This window comes from Streptomyces sp. NPDC058335 (assembly GCF_042723915.1).
GTDB lineage: Bacteria > Actinomycetota > Actinomycetes > Streptomycetales > Streptomycetaceae > Streptomyces.
Window position 1 is genome coordinate 1 of sequence record NZ_JBHXHX010000023.1, and the last position, 19,655, is coordinate 19,655.

The following is a 19,655-nucleotide window of genomic DNA, read 5'->3' on the forward strand; positions in this document are numbered from 1 at the left end:
CGCTCGGGGCGACACCGCAGAACCGTACCGCGGGGGCGCCGGGACCGAGTGGTCCCGGCCGCCCCGGCGGCTTTCTACGGGCCTGTGGGCCCGAGGGGCACCCTCGGGGCACCCGAGGGACCGGGTACGCCGGAGGGCCCGCGGACGTGCTGTCCACGGGCCCTCCGGCGTCGGCGGTACCTCTCACGCCTCCCGGCGCAGCGAGGGCTTGAGCTCCTTGAGCCGGCCGAGCAGGCCGTTCACGAACGAGGGCGACTCGTCCGTGGAGAACTCCTTCGCCAGCTGCACCATCTCGTCGAGGACGACGGCGTCCGGGGTCTCGTCGACCCAGATCAGCTCGTACGCGCCGAGCCGCAGGATGTTGCGGTCGACCACCGGCATCCGGTCGAGCGTCCAGCCGACCGAGTACTGCGAGATCAGCTCGTCGATGCGCCGCTCGTGCTCGGCGTACCCCTCGACCAGCTGCATCGTGTACTCGCTCACCGGAGGCTGCCGGGTGTCGGCCCGGGAGAGCCGGATCCAGTCCGCGAGGACCGTCAGGACATCGGCGCCGCGCTGGTCGCCCTCGAAGAGGATCTGGAAGGCGCGCTTACGGGCTGTGTTGCGGGCAGCCACGGTTAGCTGTTCACCCGGCCGAGGTAGTCGCTCGTACGGGTGTCGACCTTGATCTTCTCACCGGTGGTGATGAAGAGCGGGACCTGGATCTGGTGACCGGTCTCGAGGGTCGCGGGCTTGGTGCCACCGGTGGAGCGGTCACCCTGGAGGCCGGGCTCGGTCTCCTGGACGACGAGCTCGACGGCGGCCGGCAGGTCGACGAAGAGCACCTCGCCCTCGTGCTGGGCGACGGTGGCGGTGAAGCCCTCGATCAGGAAGTTGGCGGCGTCGCCGACGGCCTTGCGGTCGACCATGAGCTGGTCGTAGGTCTCCATGTCCATGAAGACGAAGTACTCGCCGTCCATGTAGGAGAACTGCATGTCGCGCTTGTCGACAGTGGCCGTCTCGACCTTGACGCCGGCGTTGAAGGTCTTGTCGACCACCTTGCCGGACAGCACGTTCTTGAGCTTGGTGCGCACGAAGGCCGGGCCCTTGCCGGGCTTGACGTGCTGGAACTCGACGACGGACCAGAGCTGGCCGCCTTCGAGCTTGAGCACCAGGCCGTTCTTGAGGTCGTTCGTGGAAGCCACGGTTGCGGAATCTCCTGGACTGACGTGGACGACCCCGGGGGCACGCACCTGCCTATAGTGCGAGCAGCTCCTTGGTCGTGATGGTGAGTAGCTCGGGTCCGCCGTCCGCCTCGGGGCGGACGACGAGCGTGTCATCGATCCGGACACCGCCCCGGCCCGGGAGGTGGACCCCCGGTTCGACGGTGACCGGCACGCAAGCGTCCAGTTTACCCATGGCCGCGGGACCCAGCTGCGGGTCCTCCTCGATTTCGAGTCCCACACCGTGCCCGGTCAGTGCCGGAAGGCTCTCGGCGTGCCCCGCGGAGTCCAGTACCTGGCGTGCCGCACGGTCCACGTCGCGGTACGCGGCCCCCGGCACCAGACTCTCGCGTCCGGCCCGCTGAGCGGCGAAGACGAGGTCGTACAGCTCGATCTGCCAGTCCGCGGGAGAGGTCCCGATGACGAACGTACGGCCGATCTCGCAGCGGTAGCCGCGGTACGTCGCCCCGAGACAGACGGAGAGGAAATCGCCCTCCTCCACCCGTCGGTCGGTGGGCCGGTGCCCACGCCGCCCCGAGTTCGGGCCGGTGCCGACGGAGGTGGTGAAGGCGGGGCCGTCGGCGCCGTGGTCGACGAGGCGGCGCTCCAGCTCCAGGGCCAGGTGGCGTTCGGTGCGGCCGACCAGGATGGACTCCAGCAGCTCGCCCAGGGCCTGGTCGGCGATCTCGGCGCCGATGCGCAGACAGGAGATCTCCTCCTCGTCCTTGACGACCCTCAGCTGCTCGACGGCTCCGCCCAGATCGGCGAGACGGAGCCGGGGCGCGACCGACCGCAGGGCGCGATGACGGGCCACCGTGAGGTGGTGCTCCTCCACCGCGACGGAGTCGCCGCCGCGGTCCATGAGGAGGCCCGCGGCGGCCACGGCGGGGTCGCCTCCGGAGTGGGACAGGACCTGGACCTTCAGGGCCTCGTCGGGCCTGCCCTCGTGGGGCCGGTCGTCGGGCGGGCCTGTGCAGACGAGGAGATCCTCGTCCACGCCCAGCAGCAGGACGGCGCCCTGGGGCGCCGCACCCGCGAGGTATCTCACATTGGCGGGGCGGGAGATCAGCGCGCTCGCGCTGCCGCCGGCGCTGCACCGCTCCCTCAGCCGTTTGCGGCGAGCCGCGTACACCTCTGACATGAGTCGAGCGTAGGAGGAATGGCCGGTTTGTGCCGGTTGGGCTGCGCCGAGCGGGGTGGATGGGAAGGGACAGCCTTCCTCCCCCGGCTCCCGCGCCCCCTGATCACCAGCTCGGTGGGCTCGCTATCGCCCTCGTCAGTACGTCGTCCAGGATGCGTGCCGTGGTCGGGACGTCGAGCTGGGAGTTGTCGATGATCGGAAGGCCGGAGCCGTACCAGCCGGCCATGCGGCCGTGGATGCGGGCGACCTCCTCGTCGGCGAGGCGGCGGTTGCCGGAGCGTTCCGCGTTGCGTTCCAGGACCACTTCCAGGCCGGGGAGCAGGACGACCGGGAGCAGGCCTGGCCCGACGTGCCGTTTCCAGCCACCCAGTCCGACGGCCGGGCGGTCGGGGAAGATCGCGTCGTCGAGGATGCACGAGATGCCGTTGGCCAGGAAGTTGCGCGCGGCGAAGCCGCAGGTGCGGCGGGCCAGGCGGTACTGCGCCTCGGAGTGGTCGTTCCAGCCGGACTGGGGGTCGGCGAAGCCGGAGCGCACCCATTCGCGGACGTCGTCGAGGCTGATGTGGGCGGTGGGCACCCGGCGGTGGTCGGCCCAGAACTTGGCGACGCTGGTCTTTCCCGCGCCGGCCGGGCCGATGAGCAGCACCGCGAGCGTCGTGGCCGTCGGGTCGGGGGCCGCCGGCGCGGGAGGCGCGCTCGGCATCCCGACGGGGCCGCCGGGGGGCAGCGGCACATGGCCGGTGACGTCACCGCCCGCCGGAGCGTGCCGCGGGGGCGGAGAGTGCTGCGGAGCCGGGGGGTGCAGGACGGGCGGGACCGGGGGCTGCGGCGCGGGCCGAAGCGGGCCCGAGGGCGGCGGGGCGGTGAAGCCGGGGGGCGGCGGCGGGGGCACGGCGGCGGGCTGCGGAGTGCTGCCGGGCTGGTGCGCTCCCGGGTGTTGTGCGGCCGGCGACCAGCCGACGGCCGGTCCGTGCCCCGGCTGATGGGGCGGCGGCAGCGGAGAACCCACTGCGTGCTGCATCCGGTGCCACTCCGTCTCGTACAGGCGATTGACGCTGGCAGCGAGGGTGCGGGCCCTCACTTCCCACCGAACGGTACCGCCCCCTGCCGTCCTTTGGTGAACGGCCGGGGGCGGTGTGAAGTGCCCGGTGCGGAAGGCGAATAGGACGGATGGGACCCCTGCGGACTTAAGACCGGCCAACCCTGGGAGGGCGGTGTCGCGGGTTCTGGCACGCCCCCTCCCCTGGTGGGTCGGTCCTACTCGGCCACCTCGCCGTACGCGGCGAGCAGAACCGCCGGGTCGGGGCCTTCGAGGACGGTGGGCTTGGCCAGGCCGTCGAGGACGATGAAGCGCAGGAGGTCGCCGCGCGACTTCTTGTCGACCTTCATGTTCTCCAGCAGCTTGGGCCACTGGTCGTGGCGGTAGCGCAGCGGCAGCCCCACCGACTCCAGGACGGTGCGGTGGCGGTCGGCCGTGGCGTCGTCCAGCCGGCCGGCCAGGCGGCCCAGCTCGGCGGCGAAGTGCAGGCCGACCGAGACGGCGGCGCCGTGCCGCCACTTGTAGCGCTCGTTCTTCTCGATGGCGTGGGCGAGCGTGTGGCCGTAGTTGAGGACCTCCCGCAGGCCCGACTCCTTGAGATCGGAGGAGACGACCTCCGCCTTGACCCTGATGGAACGCTCGATCAGCTCGGCCGTGTGCGGGCCGGCCGGGGTGCGGGCGGCCTCGGGGTCGGCCTCGATGAGGTCGAGGATCACCGGGTCGGCGATGAAGCCGGCCTTGATGACCTCGGCGAGCCCGGAGACGTAGTCGTTGGCCGGGAGGGAGTCCAGCGCGGCCAGGTCGCAGAGCACGCCGGCCGGGGGGTGGAAGGCGCCGACGAGGTTCTTGCCCTCGGCGGTGTTGATGCCGGTCTTGCCGCCGACGGCCGCGTCCACCATGGCGAGCACGGTGGTCGGGATGGCGATCCAGCGCACCCCGCGCAGCCAGGTCCCGGCCACGAACCCGGCGAGGTCGGTGGTCGAGCCGCCGCCGACGCCCACCACGACGTCCGTGCGGGTGAACCCGGACTGGCCGAGCGCCTTCCAGCAGTAGGCCGCGACCTCGGCGGTCTTGGCCTCCTCCGCGTTGGGCACCTGGATGGCGACCGCCTCGAAGCCCTGTTCGGCCAGGTCGGTGCGGAGCGCTTCCCCGGTGTCGGCGAGCGCCTCGGGGTGGATCACGGCGACCCGCTTGACGCGGTCGCCGATCAGCCCGCCCAGCTCCCCGAGGAGCTGACGGCCCACCAGCACCTCGTACGACTCGGAGCCGGCGGTGCCGCCGACCCGGATCCTTGTCACCTGGCTCGCCATGACGTCCTCCGGCCGGGGGTCCGGGGGTCGCCCCCCGGGGGATGCGGTCAACTCCAACGCGTCCAGTGCCGCCTGCGTGACCTCTTCGGGTGTACGGCCGTCCGTCGGCACGACCGCCGTGGCGACCCCCTCGTAGAGGTGCCGGCGGGCCTCCATCAGCTCGCGCCACTGCTTGCGCGGGTTGACGGCGAGCAGCGGACGGGCCGCGTTGAGGCCGGTGCGCTTCACGGCCTCCTCGACGTCCATCGACAGGTAGACCACGCGCTGCCCGGCCAGCAGGCCGCGCGTCTCCTCGTCGAGGATCGAGCCGCCGCCGAGCGCCAGGACGCCGTCGTGCTCTGCGAGCGCGCGCAGCACGGCCGCCTTCTCGACGGCCCGGAAGGCGGGCTCGCCCTCCTCGACGAAGATGTCGGCGATGGCGCGGCCCTGTCCGGCGACGATGTCGTCGTCGGTGTCCCGGTAGGCGACGCCGAGCCGGTCGGCCAGCTGCTGCCCGACGGTGGACTTGCCGACGCCCATCGGCCCGACCAGGACGACCAGCGGCCCGCTCATCGGATCGGGAGGTTGTCGAGGTACGACCGCACGTTGCGGCGGGTCTCGGCGACGCTGTCGCCGCCGAACTTCTCCGCGACGGCGTCCGCGAGGACGAGCGCGACCATCGCCTCGGCGACGATGCCGGCCGCCGGGACCGCGCAGACGTCGGAGCGCTGGTGGTGGGCCTGCGTCGCCTCGCCGGTGGCCACGTCCACGGTCCGCAGGGCGCGCGGCACGGTGGCGATCGGCTTCATGGCCGCACGCACCCGCAGCAGCTCGCCGGTGGACAGTCCGCCCTCGGTGCCGCCGGCCCTGCCGGAGGTCCGCCGGATGCCCTCGGGGGTGCTGACGATCTCGTCGTGCGCCTGCGAACCGGGCACGCGCGCGAGGCCGAAGCCGTCACCGACCTCGACGCCCTTGATCGCCTGGATGCCCATGAGGGCACCGGCCAGCCGGGCGTCCAGCTTGCGGTCCCAGTGCACGTGCGACCCCAGGCCCACCGGCACGTCGTACGCGAGCACCTCGACGACGCCGCCGAGGGTGTCGCCGTCCTTGTGGGCCTGGTCGATCTCCGCGACCATCGCCTTCGACGCGTCCGCGTCCAGGCAGCGCACCGGGTCGGCGTCCAGCTTCTCGACGTCGGCGGGGGTCGGGTACACACCGTAGGGCGCCTTGGCGGCGGCGATCTCCACGACGTGCGACACGATCTCGATGCCGGCGGTCTCCTTCAGGTACGACCGGGCGACGGCACCGAGGGCGACGCGGGCGGCCGTCTCGCGCGCGGAGGCGCGCTCCAGGATCGGGCGGGCCTCGTCGAAGCCGTACTTCTGCATGCCGGCCAGGTCGGCGTGGCCGGGGCGGGGGCGGGTCAGCGGCGCGTTGCGGGCGAGCCCGGCGAGCACCTCGGGGTCGACCGGGTCGGCCGCCATGATCTGGTCCCACTTCGGCCACTCGGTGTTGCCCACCATGACCGCGACCGGGGAACCGAGGGTGAGTCCGTGGCGGACACCGCCGAGGAAGGTCACCTCGTCCCGCTCGAACTTCATCCGCGCACCCCGCCCATAGCCGAGCCGGCGCCTCGCCAGATGGTCCGCCACCATGTCCGTGGTGATCGGCACGCCGGCGGGAAGGCCCTCCAGCGTCGCCACGAGTGCGGGACCGTGGGACTCCCCCGCGGTCAGCCAGCGCAACCTGCTCAACGGTGCTCCTCAGTCCTCGCGCCTGGTACTGCCCCGCGTACGCGCGTCCTCGCGTACGGCAACGGCGCGACCGGGTGCGCGACCCTGGTCCGCCACCCCCGATCCTCCCACGTCCGCGGCACGGAACCGGCCGCCGGTCCATCTGGCGGACGGCCGGCGGTCCCGGATTCGAAGATCTCGCTACCGACGGGCGGCGAGCGCGTGCTCCCCCGCTTTGCGCATCGCGTCCACGGGGGCCGGGGTGCGCCCGGTCATCTGCTCCACCTGGATCACCGCCTGGTGCACCAGCAGATCGAGGCCGCTGACGACGGCGCCGCCGAACATCGACCAGCGGGCGGCCAGTTCCGTCGGCCAGGGGTCGTACAGCACGTCGAAGAGGGTGGCGGGCCGCTCCGGTACGGCGGTGGCGAGCGCGTCGGTGGTGCCCGCGGGCGTGGTGGCGATCACCAGCGGCGCGCGCAGCGCCTCGGCCGCGTCGTCCCAGTCGGCCGTACGGACGTCGACGTCGAGCCGCTCGCCCCACTGCCGCATCTCGGCGGCACGGGCCCCGCTGCGCACGTAGACCACGACCTCGCCGGCGCAGACCCTGGACATCGCGGCCAGTGCGGAGGAGGCGGTGGCACCGGCGCCCAGGATCGCGGCCGAGTCGACCTGCTCGACGCCGTGCTCGCGCAGGGCGGCGACCATGCCGGGGATGTCGGTGTTGTCGCCGACGCGGCGGCCGTCCTCGGTGAACACCACCGTGTTGACCGCCTCGACCGAGGCCGCCGTCTCGCTGATCTCGTCGAGCAGCGGGATGACGGCCCGCTTGAGCGGCATGGTGAGCGAGAGCCCGGCCCACTCGGGCCCGAGGTCCGTGAGGAAACCGGGGAGCGCGCTCTCGTCGGTCTCGAACCGTTCGTACGTCCAGCCGGTGAGACCGAGTTCCTCGTAGGCGGCGCGGTGCAGTGCCGGGGAGAGCGAGTGGGCGATGGGCGAGCCGAGCACGCCCGCCCTGCGGGGAGCTGTCATCAGTCCTGGTTCCTTGACGCGTTGAACTCCTTGACCAGCTCCTCGTGTTCCCCGAGCGTCTTCGTGAACTTGCTGGTCGTGCCGTCCAACGAGATGAAGTAGTACCAACCGTCACTCGTCGGGTCGATCGCGCCCTTGAGTGCCTCTTCGCCCGGGTTGTCGATGGGGCCGGGCGGCAGACCCTTGTAATAGTACGTATTGTACGGGTTGTCGTACTTGCGCAGTTCGGCGATGGTCAGGTCGATCTTGCTCTGGTTCTTCACGTAGTTGTACGTGGAGTCGAACTCGATCATGCCGTTGGTCTGCGGGTTGCCCGACTTGAGGCGGTTGTAGACGACCTCGGCCATCTTGCGGAAGTCGTCGTGGCTGGTGCCCTCGGCCTGCACCAGGCTCGCCACGGTCAGCAACTGCCAGGGGCCGTCCAGTCCGAGGCTCGTGGCCTTCTTCTCCAGGCCCAGTTCCTCGTACTTCTCGGTGGCCCGGGAGACCATGTCCTTCAGTACGGCCTCGGGCTTCTGCCCCTTGGAGACCGCGTAGCTGGAGGGGTAGAGGAATCCTTCCAGCGGGTCCTTGAGGTTCGGGTGGCCGAGTGCCCAGTCCGGCAGACCGAGGCTCTTGTAGTCCTTCTTCGCGACGCCCGCCGTGGTCCCCGCCGACACCCCGAGGCGTTTGTCGATCAGTGTGTAGATCGCCGTGTTGCGCGAACCCTCGGCGATGATGAGGTTGCTGCGGCTCTTGGGACTGAGCATGAGTTCGACCGCGCTCGCGGCCGACATCTGCTTCTGCAGCGTGTAGACGCCGTCCTGGATCGTCTCGCCGTCGGGGTTCGACTGCTGCGCGGAGACGAACGCGTCGACGCTCTCGACGACGCCCGCCTCCTTGAGTTTCTGCCCGATGACGTAACCGCCCGCGCCCTTGGGGATGACGACAGTGACCTGGTCTCCGTTGCCGTCACCCGCGTAGTCGGGCGCCGTACCGAAACGGTCCTGGTAGAACTGGTAACCGAAATAGGTGACGCCGGCGAGTCCGCCGCCGAACACGAGCACGACGGCGAGACAGGCGCAGCCGTTTCGGCTCCTCCTGTCCTTCTTGGCGCCTTTGCCGCCGCGTCCGCGGCGGTCCCCGCGCCCCTCCGGCTCGTCGTCCTCCTCGTCCGCCCCGCCGCCCGCGAAGAAGGCGTGCTCGCCCTGATCGGGACCGGGGTCCCAGTCGGGCTGCTCGGCCTCCGGCTCGGCGCGCCTGCGTGCGGGCGGCTCCGGCGGCGGATAGGCGTCCGGTGTGCCGTAGAAGTCGGGCTGCTCGGCACCGTAGGCCGCGGCCTGCTGGCCGTAGGGGTCACCGGGGTCGGCGGCGTACGGGACGTGTGCGTGGGTGCCGGTGCCGTCCCAGCCGCCCTCGTTGTAGGCCTGCTGGTTCGGCTGGCCGTGCTGCTGCCCCTGGCCGGCGTACTGCTGCTGGTCGTAGGACTGCTGGTACTGCTGCTGGTCGTACTGCTGCTGATCATGGGGCTGTGGCTGGCCGTTGCTCCAGTCGCCGTACTCCTGCTGCTGCGGCTGCTGCGGGTACTGGTGCTGCGGCTGGCCGCCGTAGGCAGGCTGATGGCCGGTGTGGCCCTGCTGCCCTTCCCATCCGCCGTCCCCGTACAACGGGTCCTCCGGATGCCACGGTTCGGAGCCTGGGCCCCGGCCATACTCAGTCATCTATCCCCTAGAGCCGCGAGGCGGCGGTCGCGCGGCTAGTGGGCCCTGCTACCGTCCCGCCTCTTTCTGTGCGGTCGCTGTTCGAAGACCACCGCATCGCGCGGAACGTTACCGTATCGCGATCAGATGACCACTTCGACGCCCTCGCCCGGTGCCGAGCCTGACACCCGTTCGGATTCCAGGGCCTGCTGAAGGATGATCACAGCGGCCGCCTGGTCGATGACGGAACGTCCCTTCTTGGACTTCACGCCCGAGGCGCGCAGTCCCTGACTGGCCGTCACCGTCGTCATCCGCTCGTCGAGCAGCCGGACCGGGACGGGTGCGATGCCCTTGGCCAGCTCCTGGGCGAAGGCGCGCACCTTGACCGCGGCCGGGCCCTCGCCCCCCTTGAGGGAGCGAGGGAGACCGACGACGACCTCGATCGGCTCGTACTCCTGGACGAGTTGCCCGAGCCGACGGTGGGCCGCCGGGACGTCACGGCCGGGGACCGTCTCCACCGGGGTGGCGAGGATCCCGTCGGGGTCGCACGAGGCGACCCCGATCCGCGCGTCCCCTACGTCGATCGCGAGACGACGGCCCCTCCTCATCGCATGGCTCACTTGGCCGAATCCGCCACGAGCCGCTCGACGGCGTCGACGGCCTCCCCGATGGCGGCCGGGTTCTGGCCACCGCCCTGGGCCACGTCCGGCTTGCCGCCACCGCCGCCGCCGAGGGTCTTGGCGGCCGTACGGACCAGGTCGCCGGCCTTGAGACCGCGGTCGCGGGCGGCGTCGTTGGTGGCGATGACCGTGAGCGGCTTGCCGTTGTTGACCGTGAACAGGGCGACCACGGCGGCGCGTCCGCCCTGGATGCGGCCGCGCACGTCGAGCACCAGCCTGCGCAGGTCGTCCGGCGCGGTGCCGTCCGGGACCTGGCCGGTGACGACGGCGACTCCGCGGATGTCCTTGGCGGACTCCACGAGGCCGGCGGCGGCCTGGAGGACCTTCTCGGCGCGGAACTTCTCGATCTCCTTCTCGGCGTCCTTCAGCTTGCCGAGCATCGCGGAGACCTTCTCCGGGAGCTCCTCCGGGCGGCCCTTGATCAGCTCCTGGAGCTGGGCGACGACCGTGTGCTCACGGGCGAGGAAGTTGTAGGCGTCGACACCCACGAGGGCCTCGATACGGCGCACGCCCGAGCCGATCGACGACTCGCCGAGCAGCTTCACCAGGCCGAGCTGGGCGGTGTTGTGCACGTGTGTGCCGCCGCACAGCTCCTTGGAGAAGTCGCCGATGGTCACGACGCGGACCCGCTCGCCGTACTTCTCGCCGAACTCGGCGATGGCGCCCTGCTTCTTGGCCTCGTCGAGGCTCAGGATCTCGGCGTGCACGTCCAGGTCGCGGGCGAGGATCTCGTTGATCTTCTGCTCCACGTCGGTCATCACGGCCGTCGGGACGGCGGACGGGGAACCGAAGTCGAAGCGGAAACGGCCGGGCTGGTTCTCGGAACCGGCCTGGGCGGCCGTCGGGCCGAGAGCGTCGCGCAGGGCCTGGTGCGTGAGGTGCGTGGCCGAGTGGGCGCGGGCGATGGCCGTACGGCGGCGGCCGTCGATCGAGGCGTGGGCCTTGGCACCGACGGTCACCTCGCCGAACTGGACGACGCCCTTGTGGACGTACACGCCCGGGACCGGCTTCTGGGTGTCGCGGACCTCGACGACGGCACCGGTGTCGACCTTGATGCGGCCGGTGTCGCCGATCTGGCCGCCGCCCTCGGCGTAGAACGGGGTGCGGTCCAGGACGATCTCGACCTCGTCGCCCTCGGTGGCGGCCGGGGAGGAGACGCCGTCGACGAGGATGCCGACGATCGTGGTCTCGCCCTCGGTGTCGGTGTAGCCGATGAAGTCGGTCTCACCGGCCTTGTCGGCGATCTCGCGGTAGGCGCCGACGCCGGCGTGGCCGGTCTTCTTGGCCTGGGCGTCGGCCTTGGCCTGGTCCCGCTGCTGCTTCATCAGGCGGCGGAAGCCGTCCTCGTCCACGGAAAGGCCCTGCTCGGCGGCCATTTCGAGGGTGAGGTCGATGGGGAAGCCCCAGGTGTCGTGGAGCAGGAAGGCCTTGTCGCCGGCGAGGACCCTGCCGCCGGACTGCTTGGTCTCGGTGATGGCGGTGTCGAGGATGTTGGTGCCGGCCTTGAGCGTCTTGAGGAAGGCGTTCTCCTCGGCGACGGCGACCTTCTCGATGCGCTCGCGGTCGGTGACCAGCTCGGGGTACTGCTGGCCCATCATGGCGATGACGGTGTCGATGAGGTCCTTGACGACCGGGCCGGTGGCGCCGAGCAGGCGCATGTTGCGGATGGCACGGCGCATGATGCGGCGCAGGACGTAACCGCGGCCCTCGTTGCCGGGGCTCACGCCGTCGCCGATGAGCATCACCGAGGTGCGCATGTGGTCGGTGACGACGCGCAGGGAGACGTCCGAGTCGTGGGCCTCGCCGTACTCGACGCCGGTCAGCTCGGTGGCCTTCTTGATGACGGCCATGGAGGTGTCGATCTCGTACATGTTCTGCACGCCCTGCAGAATCATGGCGAGGCGCTCCATGCCGAGGCCCGTGTCGATGTTCTGGCTCGGGAGGTCGCCCAGGATCTCGAAGTTGTCCTTGCCGATGCCCTCGCCGCGCTCGTACTGCATGAAGACGAGGTTCCAGATCTCCACGTACCGCTCGTCGTTGACGGCGGGGCCGCCCTCGACGCCGAACTCGGGGCCGCGGTCGTAGTTGATCTCGGAACAGGGGCCGCAGGGGCCGGGAACGCCCATGGACCAGTAGTTGTCCTTCATGCCGAGGCGCTGGATGCGCTCCGTCGGCACCCCGACGACCTCGTGCCAGATGCGCTCGGCCTCGTCGTCGTCCTTGTAGACGGTGATCCAGAGCTTCTCCGGCTCCAGGCCGTAACCACCCTTGTCCTGGGGCGTGGTGAGCAGCTCCCAGGCGTACTTGATGGCGCCTTCCTTGAAGTAGTCGCCGAAGGAGAAGTTGCCGCACATCTGGAAGAACGTGCCGTGGCGGGTGGTCTTGCCGACCTCTTCGATGTCGGGCGTGCGCACGCACTTCTGCACGCTGGTGGCGCGCTGGAAGGGCGGCTTGACCTCGCCCAGGAAGTAGGGCTTGAAGGGCACCATGCCGGCCGGGACGAGGAGCAGAGTCGGGTCGTCCGCGATGAGCGACGCCGAAGGGACGACGGTGTGCCCGCGCTCCTCGAAGAAGCTCAGCCAGCGGCGGCGGATCTCGGCCGACTCCATCAGTGGTCCTCATTCCGGTTGTACGAGTGCGTCGTGTCGTCGACGTACTTCGGCTTGCTGCGGTTGTTCTCGATGGCGGCGTACCGCCGGGGCGCGGGGAGTTCGGGGTCCGCGTGGAGGCCGAGCGCGTCCCCCAGTTCGGCCTCCCGCTGGGCCATGTTGTCGCGGACGTCGAGCGCGAAGCCCACCGCGCGGTCCTTGAGGCGCGCTCCCGTCTCGAGAGCCTTGTTCGCCGCGGTCGCGGCGAGGCTCTCGGGGGTCAGCTGCCTCAGCTTGCGGTTGACCTTGGTGGTGGCCCACACACCGGCGGCGACACCGGTGGAGAACCAGAAGGTACGGCGGAACATCGCTTGAGTCTCAGTCCTTCTTCCGCTTGCCCCACCGCGGGGCCGGGACGGTCCGGCCCACGATCACGGTACGTCGGGGCGCCTTGGCGGGCACGTCTTCCCTGCGGCCGCCGAGGGCCCGGCGTACGCCGTAGCCGAAGGCGGCCACCTTCACCAGGGGTCCGCCGAAGGTGGAGGCGACCGTGGTGGAGAGCGCGGAGGCGTTCGACGTGACCTCCTGGACGTCCGAGGCGATCGCGTCGACCCGGTCGATCTGCGTCTGCGCCGAGCGAACCGCCGCGGAGGCGTCGGCCAGCAGCGGAACGGCCTGATCGGTCACGTCCGCGACCAGCTTGGTGGTCGCCCTGAGCGTCTGGGCCAGCCTCGCCAGCGCGACGGCGAGGAAGGAGACCAGGATCGCCCAGAACACGGCCACCAGGATGCCGGCCACCTCTCCACCGGACACTGCGCACCCGCTCCCTGAAACGTGCCTCTACATCGGAAAAGTTGTGCACCGAGCCTATCGCGCCGCCGGTACCGGTCCGAACCGGATTTACGGGCGGCCGCGGGCCGGGGCACCGCGGCGCTCCCGGACATGCGCGAACCCGCCGCCCCGCCCGCCCGGAAGGGCGGGGGGACGGCGGGTTCGGACACAGAAGTCCTACGGCCGCCGGAGGATCAGCGGGCGTAGTACTCGACGACCAGCTGCTCGTCGCAGATGACCGGGATCTCCTTGCGGTTCGGCTCGCGGTCCAGGCGGAAGGCCAGGGCGCGGAGGTTCACCTGGAGGTAGCGCGGGGTCTCGCCGTCGGGGGCGAAGCCACCCTCACGGGCGACCGCGAAGAGGGTCTTCTCGCGGCTGCGCTCGCGGACCATCACGACGTCGTCGGGACGGACGCGGAACGAGGGCTTGTCGACCTTCTGGCCGTTGACCTCGATGTGGCCGTGGACGACCATCTGGCGGGCCTGGTAGATCGTGCGGGCGATGCCCGAACGCAGGACCAGCGCGTCGAGGCGACGCTCCAGCTCGATGATCAGGGCCTCACCGGTCTTGCCCTGGACCTTGGAGGCACGCTCGTAGGCGCGGACGAGCTGGCGCTCGGACACGTCGTACTGCGCGCGCAGACGCTGCTTCTCGAGCAGACGGACCTTGTAGTCCGAGTTCTGCTTGCGGCCGCGGCCGTGCTCGCCCGGCGGGTAGGGGCGGGCCTCGAAGTACTTGACGGCCTTCGGGGTCAGCGCGATGCCGAGGGCACGCGACTTCTTGACCTTGGGACGGGGCTGGTTGGCCACGATCTCTCACTTTCGAAATTTTCGGCTTGTCAGAGTTAAGGGAGGTCGCATCCGCAGCCGGGGAAACCCGCCGGGTCCGCGTGGGACCTGTCGGGCAGCCGCTCCCCTGGTCTGGGCACATACGTGCAGCACGCGAGTGGCCCACCGACCTTTACCGGAACCCCGGCTGGTGGTGGGCTGCCCGCGACACCTTCGACGGTGCGCGACGCTCCTGGAGCCGGTCCGAAAGCGACCGGACTCCGGCTGACTGTCCCGTTCTGACAGCACGGGACGCAGCACTTCGGACGAGTTTACAGGGTGCTCAGTCCCCCTTGCGACCGAGGTGCTTCCTGGTCCACTCCACGGCGTCCGCGTACCGCGCCTCCGCGCCGTGCCGGGTCGGCTCGTAGTACTCGCGGTCCTTGATGGCGTCCGGGGCGTACTGCTGGCCGGCGATGCCCTCGGGCAGGTCGTGCGGGTACACGTACCCCTGGGCGTGCCCCAGCTTGGCGGCTCCCTTGTAGTGCCCGTCCCGCAGATGCGCCGGCACGGGCCCGGCCAGCCCCTTGCGCACGTCGGCCAGCGCGGCGCCTATCGCGGTGGTCGCGGCATTGGACTTGGGGGCGAGGGCCAGGGCGATCGTGGCGTGGCTGAGGGTGAGGGCGGCCTCGGGGAAGCCGATCATTGCGACGGCCTGGGCGGCGGCGACCGCGATCGGCAGGGCGCCCGGGTCGGCCAGGCCGATGTCCTCGCTGGCGGAGATCATCAGGCGGCGCGCGATGAACCGGGGGTCCTCGCCGGCCTCGATCATGCGGGCCAGGTAGTGCAGGGCCGCGTCGACGTCGGAGCCGCGGATCGACTTGATCAGGGCGCTGGCCACGTCGTAGTGCTGGTCGCCGTCGCGGTCGTACTTCACGGCGGCCCGGTCGACCGTCTCCTCCAGGGTGGCGAGGGCGATCTCCGTCTCGCCCTTGTCCAGGGCGGCCCCGGCGGCGGCCTCCAGGGCGGTGAGGGCGCGGCGGGCGTCACCGCCGGCGATGCGCAGGAGGTGGGCCTCGGTGTCCTCGGGAAGGGCGACGGCGGCCTTCAGACCGCGCTCGTCGGTGACGGCCCGCCGCAGCAGGCCGCGCAGGTCGTCGTCGGTGAGGGGTTCGAGGGTGAGGAGGAGGGAGCGCGAGAGCAGGGGCGAGATGACGGAGAAGAAGGGGTTCTCCGTGGTGGCCGCGATCAGGGTCACCCAGCGGTTCTCAACGGCGGGCAGGAGGGAGTCCTGCTGGGCCTTGCTGAAGCGGTGGATCTCGTCGAGGAAGAGGACGGTCTCCTTGCCGTAGCCACCGGCGGCCCGGCGGGCGCCGTCGATGACGGCACGGACCTCCTTGACGCCGGCGGTGATCGCCGACAGTTCGACGAAGCGGGCGTCGGTGGCCTTGGAGACGACGTAGGCCAGGGTGGTCTTGCCGGTGCCGGGCGGGCCCCAGAGGATCACCGAGGACGGACCGGCCGGGCCCTTGGCGCTCTCGCCGACCAGGCGGCGCAGCGGCGAGCCCGGCTTCAGCAGGTGTTGCTGGCCCACCACCTCGTCGAGGGTGCGCGGGCGCATCCGGACGGCCAGGGGGCTCCCGGCGGGGTCCTTCTCCTGGCGTTCTTCGGCTGCGGCGGTGAACAGATCGGGCTCCACGCTGAAACCCTAATTCACCGCACTGACAATCCCCACGGCCGCAGGGAGGCCCTGGCAGGCCGGGTCAGCTGGTCCAGAAGTCCCACCAGCGGGTGAGGACCAGCATGCCGATGATGCCGACGTGCAGCACGGGCAGGACCCAGGTGAACTCGCCGAAAAAGCTCTTGAGCCAGTGGGGGGCGGGCAGGAAGCCGTTGCGGATGTTGAACGAGGTCACGTACCAGAACATGAAGATCGTGGCGACCCAGGCCAGGGAGCACCACAGGCACAGGGCGTTGATCCGGTACAGGGACTGGAACATCAGCCAGGCGCAGAAGACCACCCCGAAGAGGGTGCCGGCGTTGAAGGTGAGCCAGTACCAGCGCGGGAAGCGGGCGCCGGCGAGCAGGCTGATGCCGACGCAGATGACGATGCCGTAGGCGACGAGACCGAGCATCGGGTTGGGGAAGCCGAAGACCGAGGCCTGGTCGCTCTCCATGACGCTGCCGCAGGAGACGACGGGGTTGAGGCTGCAACCGGGGGTGAAGGTCTTGCCCTCGACCTTGGCCTCGAGGAGCTTGAACTTGTCGATCGTGATGACCCACGCGGCGAGCAGTCCGGCCGCGCCGGTGATCACCAGCAGCAGGGCCAGCGCCCGGCTGCCGCCCGCCGTCCTGGGCGCGGCCGATTCGGCGCGCTGCGGCTCGGACTCCGCGGAGACGTCCTTGACTGTCGTCTTGCTCATCACGCCGATTCCGTCACTTGAGACCTGGACCTTCTTCGGGCAGGGCCATTGTGCCGCACGCGCGCGCGTGCACACCGTTCACTCCACATAAGGATGAAGGTGAGACCTGGTGCGCGCGTTCGGTTCCGGACAGCCGCCCGACACGACACCGTGCACGGGCCCGGACGCCGCAAGGGCGCCGCACATCCCTGGAGATGTCCGGCGCCCCGCACGCGCGTGCTCAGCCGAGCCGTGACTCCAGCTCCGCCACGATCTCGTTGACGCCGACCGCCGTCTGCTCGCCGGACTCCATGTCCTTGAGCTGGACGACGCCCTCGGCGAGGTCGCGCTCGCCGGCGACGATCGTGTAGCGGGCGCCGCTGCGGTTGGCGTTCTTCATCGCGCCCTTGAGGCCCTTGCCGCCGTAGGAGAAGTCGGCGGCGACGCCGAGCTTGCGCAGTTCGGTGACCTTGGCGAAGAGGACGCGGCGGGCCTCCTCGCCGAGCGGTACGGCGAACACGCTGGTGGACGCGGGGAGCCGGAGTTCCACGCCCTCCGCCTCCAGCGCCAGGACGGTGCGGTCGACGCCGAGGGCCCAGCCGACGGACGGCAGCGCCGGGCCGCCGATCATCTCGGACAGGCCGTCGTAGCGGCCGCCGCCGCCCACCGCGGACTGCGAGCCGAGGCCGTCGTGGACGAACTCGAAGGTGGTGCGGGTGTAGTAGTCCAGGCCGCGGACCAGCTTCGCGTCGTCCTCGAACGCGACGCCGGCCGCCGTGATCAGCTCGCGGACCTCCTCGTGGTACGCCTTGCAGGCGTCGCAGAGGTAGTCGCGCAGCAGCGGGGCGCCGGCCAGCTGCTTCTGGACGTCCCGGCGCTTGTCGTCGAGGACCCGCAGCGGGTTGATCTCCGCGCGACGGAGCGTCTCCTCGTCGAGGTCCAGGCCGCGCAGGAAGCTCTGCAGCGCCTCCCGGTACACCGGGCGGCACTCCTTGTCGCCCAGGCTGTTGAGCAGGATGCGGAAGTTCCTGAGCCCCAGGGAGCGGTAGGCCTGGTCGGCCAGGATGATCAGTTCGGCGTCCAGCGCCGGGTCCTCGGCGCCGATCGCCTCGGCGCCGACCTGGGAGAAGTGGCGGTAGCGGCCGGCCTGCGGCTGCTCGTACCGGTAGTACGAACCCGAGTACCAGAGCTTGACCGGGAGGTTGCCCTGCCGGTGCAGGTTCGCCTCCAGGGCGGCGCGCAGGACGGAGGCCGTGCCCTCGGGGCGCAGGGCGAGCCGGTCGCCGCCCTTCGTCTCGAAGGCGTACATCTCCTTGGTCACGATGTCGGTGGACTCACCGACTCCGCGTGCGAACAGCTCGACGTTCTCGAAGCCGGGCGTCTCGACGTAGCCGTAGCCGGAGTTGCGCAGCGGGCCGGCGATGGCCTCGCGCACCGCGAGGAAAGTCGCAGAACGCGGCGGGAGCAGGTCGTACGTGCCCTTGGGGGCCTGGAAGGTACTCACGGGAGGTCTCTCGTCACATTCCTCGTCGGGGAGCCTCTGAGGCTCCCTGGCCGGCCGCCACCTGCCGCAGATACGGGTTGGTGGCGCGTTCCTGGCCGATGGTCGTGTGCTCATTGTGACCGGGCAGCACCACGGTGGAGTCGTCGAGCGGAAGGACCACACGGGCCAACGACTCGAGCATGTCGTCCATGGAGCCACCGGGCAGGTCGGTGCGTCCGATGGAGCCGGCGAACAGCAGGTCGCCCGAGAAGAGGACGGACGGGATGTCCGCGATCTCGGGCATCCGGAAGGTCACCGACCCCCTGGTATGGCCCGGCGCGTGCGCGACGGAGAACTCCAGACCCGCCAGTTGCAGCTTCGCGCCGTCGGTCAGCTCGCGGACGTCGTCCGGCTCCCCCACGGTCAGCTCGCCCAGCAGCGGCATGCCGATGGACCGGCCGAGCCCCTTCTCGGGATCGCTCATCATGAACCGGTCCTCGGGGTGGATCCAGGCGGGGACGTCGTGCGCCCCGCAGACCGGGACGACCGAGGCCACGTGGTCGAGATGGCCGTGGGTGAGGACGACGGCGACGGGCTTGAGCCGATGCTTCCTGAGCGTCTCCTCGACTCCGGGGGCCGCCTGGTGGCCCGGGTCGATGATCACGCACTCCTCACCTGCGGCGGGGGCGACGAGATAACAGTTCGTCCCCCAGGCCCCGGCGGGGAACCCGGCAATGAGCACGATCGTCCTTCGTTTGTGTCGATACGGGTGGCTTGCGAGCGGCTGCGCCTGTGGTCAGAGCCTACCGGCGCTGCCGTTTCCTCAGCGAACCCATATACGGTACGGGGCACACGCAGGCGGTCGGCTCACTGGACGCACGCGTACCGGTGGACATACGAGACGCATGAGGAGAGAACCCGGTGGTCACCCAGGAACAGCGCAAGCGCCAGCTCGCCCGGGAGAAGTTCTTGCGGCAGCAGCAGCGCCGTACGGCCTCGCGACGCAAGGCTCGCGCGCGCAACGCGGTGATCGCGTCGGTCCTCGGCGTGATCCTGGTGGGCAGTCTGGCGCTGTACACGACCGGCGTCCTCAAGGACGACGACAAGGCGAACGCCGGCTCGGAGGCGACCCCGTCGCCCTCGCCGAGCGCCGTCAAGGACCCGTGCGAGAAGCCCGCCGAGGGCGCGGTCAAGACGCAGACGTGGAAGAAGGAGCCGGCGGTCACGATCGACAAGTCGGCGAAGTACACGATGAAGCTGGCCACGACCTGCGGTGACATAGATGTCGCGCTGAAGACGTCGGCGGCCCCGCACACCGTGAACTCGTTCAACTTCCTCGCCGGCAAGGGCTACTTCGACCACACCAAGTGCCACCGGCTCACCACCAACGGCATCTTCGTGCTCCAGTGCGGCGACCCGACGGGCAGCGGCAGCGGCGGCCCCGGCTACACCATTCCGGACGAGAACCTGAAGGACGCGAGCCTCAAGGCGAACGTCTACCCGGCCGGCACGGTCGCGATGGCCAACACCGGTCAGGCCAACAGCGGCGGCAGCCAGTTCTTCCTCGTCTACGAGGACAGCCAGCTCCCGCCGAGCTACACACCGTTCGGCACGGTCTCCGAGGCCGGCATGGCCGTTCTCAAGAAGATCGCCGGCGCGGGCGAGAACACGGGCGCCGGTGACGGTGCTCCGAACGCGACCGTGGTGATCGACAAGGCGACGGTCACCAAGTCCTGATGACAGGGCGGTCAACCGCCCAATTTCGGTCGTGCTGGATGCGGACAGGCGA

18 protein-coding genes are annotated in these 19,655 nt (G+C 70.6%); 1 reads left to right on the forward strand and 17 read right to left on the reverse strand.

What is annotated here, in order from left to right; translation table 11 throughout:
• Nucleotides 1-183: 183 nt before the first annotated feature.
• From nusB to ACFWJX_RS33960, 17 genes are all read right to left on the reverse strand, one after another.
• Nucleotides 184-615 carry a transcription antitermination factor NusB gene (gene nusB / locus ACFWJX_RS33880; protein ID WP_383250163.1) on the reverse strand — a complete coding sequence of 144 codons (432 nt, stop codon included), beginning with the start codon at nt 613-615 and terminating at the stop codon, nt 184-186.
• 2 nt (nt 616-617) lie between these two features.
• Nucleotides 618-1,184 carry an elongation factor P gene (gene efp, locus ACFWJX_RS33885; RefSeq protein ID WP_073493489.1) on the reverse strand — a complete coding sequence of 189 codons (567 nt, stop codon included), beginning with the start codon at nt 1,182-1,184 and terminating at the stop codon, nt 618-620.
• Nucleotides 1,185-1,236: 52 nt separating this feature from the next.
• Nucleotides 1,237-2,343 (reverse strand): aminopeptidase P family protein, encoded by a 1,107-nt coding sequence (locus ACFWJX_RS33890; RefSeq protein WP_383250164.1) that lies wholly within the window; start codon nt 2,341-2,343, stop codon nt 1,237-1,239.
• A 103-nt stretch (nt 2,344-2,446) separates the two neighbouring features.
• The gene (locus ACFWJX_RS33895) at nt 2,447-3,364 is read right to left on the reverse strand and encodes a Pro-rich N-terminal domain-containing protein (protein ID WP_383250165.1); all 918 of its coding nucleotides are present in this window, start codon (nt 3,362-3,364) and stop codon (nt 2,447-2,449) included.
• Nucleotides 3,365-3,600: 236 nt separating this feature from the next.
• On the reverse strand, nt 3,601-5,244 hold the full coding sequence (gene aroB, locus ACFWJX_RS33900) for a 3-dehydroquinate synthase (RefSeq protein ID WP_383250166.1): 1,644 nt from the start codon (nt 5,242-5,244) through the stop codon (nt 3,601-3,603).
• Nucleotides 5,241-6,425, reverse strand: a complete 1,185-nt coding sequence (gene aroC, locus ACFWJX_RS33905) for a chorismate synthase (protein WP_383250167.1) — start codon at nt 6,423-6,425, stop codon at nt 5,241-5,243. The genes aroB and aroC overlap by 4 nt, the downstream gene beginning before the upstream one ends.
• Nucleotides 6,426-6,605: 180 nt before the next feature.
• Nucleotides 6,606-7,436, reverse strand: a complete 831-nt coding sequence (locus ACFWJX_RS33910; RefSeq protein WP_383250168.1) for a shikimate dehydrogenase — start codon at nt 7,434-7,436, stop codon at nt 6,606-6,608.
• Entirely contained in the window at nt 7,436-9,136 is a 1,701-nt protein-coding gene (gene mltG / locus ACFWJX_RS33915) for an endolytic transglycosylase MltG (RefSeq protein WP_383250169.1), read from the reverse strand. Before mltG ends, ACFWJX_RS33910 begins: the two co-directional genes overlap by 1 nt.
• 122 nt (nt 9,137-9,258) lie before the next feature.
• The gene (ruvX, locus tag ACFWJX_RS33920; RefSeq protein ID WP_383250170.1) at nt 9,259-9,723 is read right to left on the reverse strand and encodes a Holliday junction resolvase RuvX; all 465 of its coding nucleotides are present in this window, start codon (nt 9,721-9,723) and stop codon (nt 9,259-9,261) included.
• Between the two features lie 8 nt (nt 9,724-9,731).
• Nucleotides 9,732-12,404 (reverse strand): alanine--tRNA ligase, encoded by a 2,673-nt coding sequence (gene alaS, locus ACFWJX_RS33925; RefSeq protein WP_383250171.1) that lies wholly within the window; start codon nt 12,402-12,404, stop codon nt 9,732-9,734.
• Nucleotides 12,404-12,751, reverse strand: coding sequence for a hypothetical protein (locus ACFWJX_RS33930; protein WP_086766749.1), 348 nt, complete (start codon nt 12,749-12,751; stop codon nt 12,404-12,406). Before ACFWJX_RS33930 ends, alaS begins: the two co-directional genes overlap by 1 nt.
• Before the next feature lie 10 nt (nt 12,752-12,761).
• Nucleotides 12,762-13,196 carry a DUF948 domain-containing protein gene (locus ACFWJX_RS33935; protein ID WP_383250172.1) on the reverse strand — a complete coding sequence of 145 codons (435 nt, stop codon included), beginning with the start codon at nt 13,194-13,196 and terminating at the stop codon, nt 12,762-12,764.
• Between the two features lie 212 nt (nt 13,197-13,408).
• Complete coding sequence (gene rpsD, locus ACFWJX_RS33940) at nt 13,409-14,023, reverse strand: 30S ribosomal protein S4 (protein ID WP_073497279.1); 615 nt, start codon at nt 14,021-14,023, stop codon at nt 13,409-13,411.
• Between the two features lie 301 nt (nt 14,024-14,324).
• The gene (locus ACFWJX_RS33945) at nt 14,325-15,680 is read right to left on the reverse strand and encodes a replication-associated recombination protein A (protein ID WP_383250173.1); all 1,356 of its coding nucleotides are present in this window, start codon (nt 15,678-15,680) and stop codon (nt 14,325-14,327) included.
• A 64-nt stretch (nt 15,681-15,744) separates the two neighbouring features.
• The gene (locus ACFWJX_RS33950) at nt 15,745-16,404 is read right to left on the reverse strand and encodes a vitamin K epoxide reductase family protein (protein WP_383250174.1); all 660 of its coding nucleotides are present in this window, start codon (nt 16,402-16,404) and stop codon (nt 15,745-15,747) included.
• Nucleotides 16,405-16,624: 220 nt separating this feature from the next.
• Complete coding sequence (hisS, locus tag ACFWJX_RS33955; RefSeq protein ID WP_383250175.1) at nt 16,625-17,887, reverse strand: histidine--tRNA ligase; 1,263 nt, start codon at nt 17,885-17,887, stop codon at nt 16,625-16,627.
• Between the two features lie 13 nt (nt 17,888-17,900).
• Nucleotides 17,901-18,608 carry an MBL fold metallo-hydrolase gene (locus tag ACFWJX_RS33960; protein ID WP_383250176.1) on the reverse strand — a complete coding sequence of 236 codons (708 nt, stop codon included), beginning with the start codon at nt 18,606-18,608 and terminating at the stop codon, nt 17,901-17,903.
• Nucleotides 18,609-18,787: 179 nt separating this feature from the next.
• Between ACFWJX_RS33960 and ACFWJX_RS33965 the strand changes: the two genes are divergently transcribed.
• On the forward strand, nt 18,788-19,603 hold the full coding sequence (locus ACFWJX_RS33965; protein WP_383250177.1) for a peptidylprolyl isomerase: 816 nt from the start codon (nt 18,788-18,790) through the stop codon (nt 19,601-19,603).
• Nucleotides 19,604-19,655 lie beyond the last annotated feature (52 nt).

Excerpts from the sequence above, each read along its gene's own strand:
- mltG (WP_383250169.1), bottom strand. The coding sequence starts at position 9,136 with ATGACTGAGTATGGCCGGGGCCCAGGCTCCGAACCGTGGCATCCGGAG.
- ruvX (WP_383250170.1), bottom strand. The coding sequence starts at position 9,723 with ATGAGGAGGGGCCGTCGTCTCGCGATCGACGTAGGGGACGCGCGGATC.
- ACFWJX_RS33910 (WP_383250168.1), bottom strand. The coding sequence starts at position 7,436 with ATGACAGCTCCCCGCAGGGCGGGCGTGCTCGGCTCGCCCATCGCCCAC.
- ACFWJX_RS33890 (WP_383250164.1), bottom strand. The coding sequence starts at position 2,343 with ATGTCAGAGGTGTACGCGGCTCGCCGCAAACGGCTGAGGGAGCGGTGC.
- ACFWJX_RS33950 (WP_383250174.1), bottom strand. The coding sequence starts at position 16,404 with ATGAGCAAGACGACAGTCAAGGACGTCTCCGCGGAGTCCGAGCCGCAG.
- aroB (WP_383250166.1), bottom strand. The coding sequence starts at position 5,244 with ATGAGCGGGCCGCTGGTCGTCCTGGTCGGGCCGATGGGCGTCGGCAAG.
- ACFWJX_RS33895 (WP_383250165.1), bottom strand. The coding sequence starts at position 3,364 with ATGCAGCACGCAGTGGGTTCTCCGCTGCCGCCGCCCCATCAGCCGGGG.
- ACFWJX_RS33930 (WP_086766749.1), bottom strand. The coding sequence starts at position 12,751 with ATGTTCCGCCGTACCTTCTGGTTCTCCACCGGTGTCGCCGCCGGTGTG.
- alaS (WP_383250171.1), bottom strand. The coding sequence starts at position 12,404 with ATGGAGTCGGCCGAGATCCGCCGCCGCTGGCTGAGCTTCTTCGAGGAG.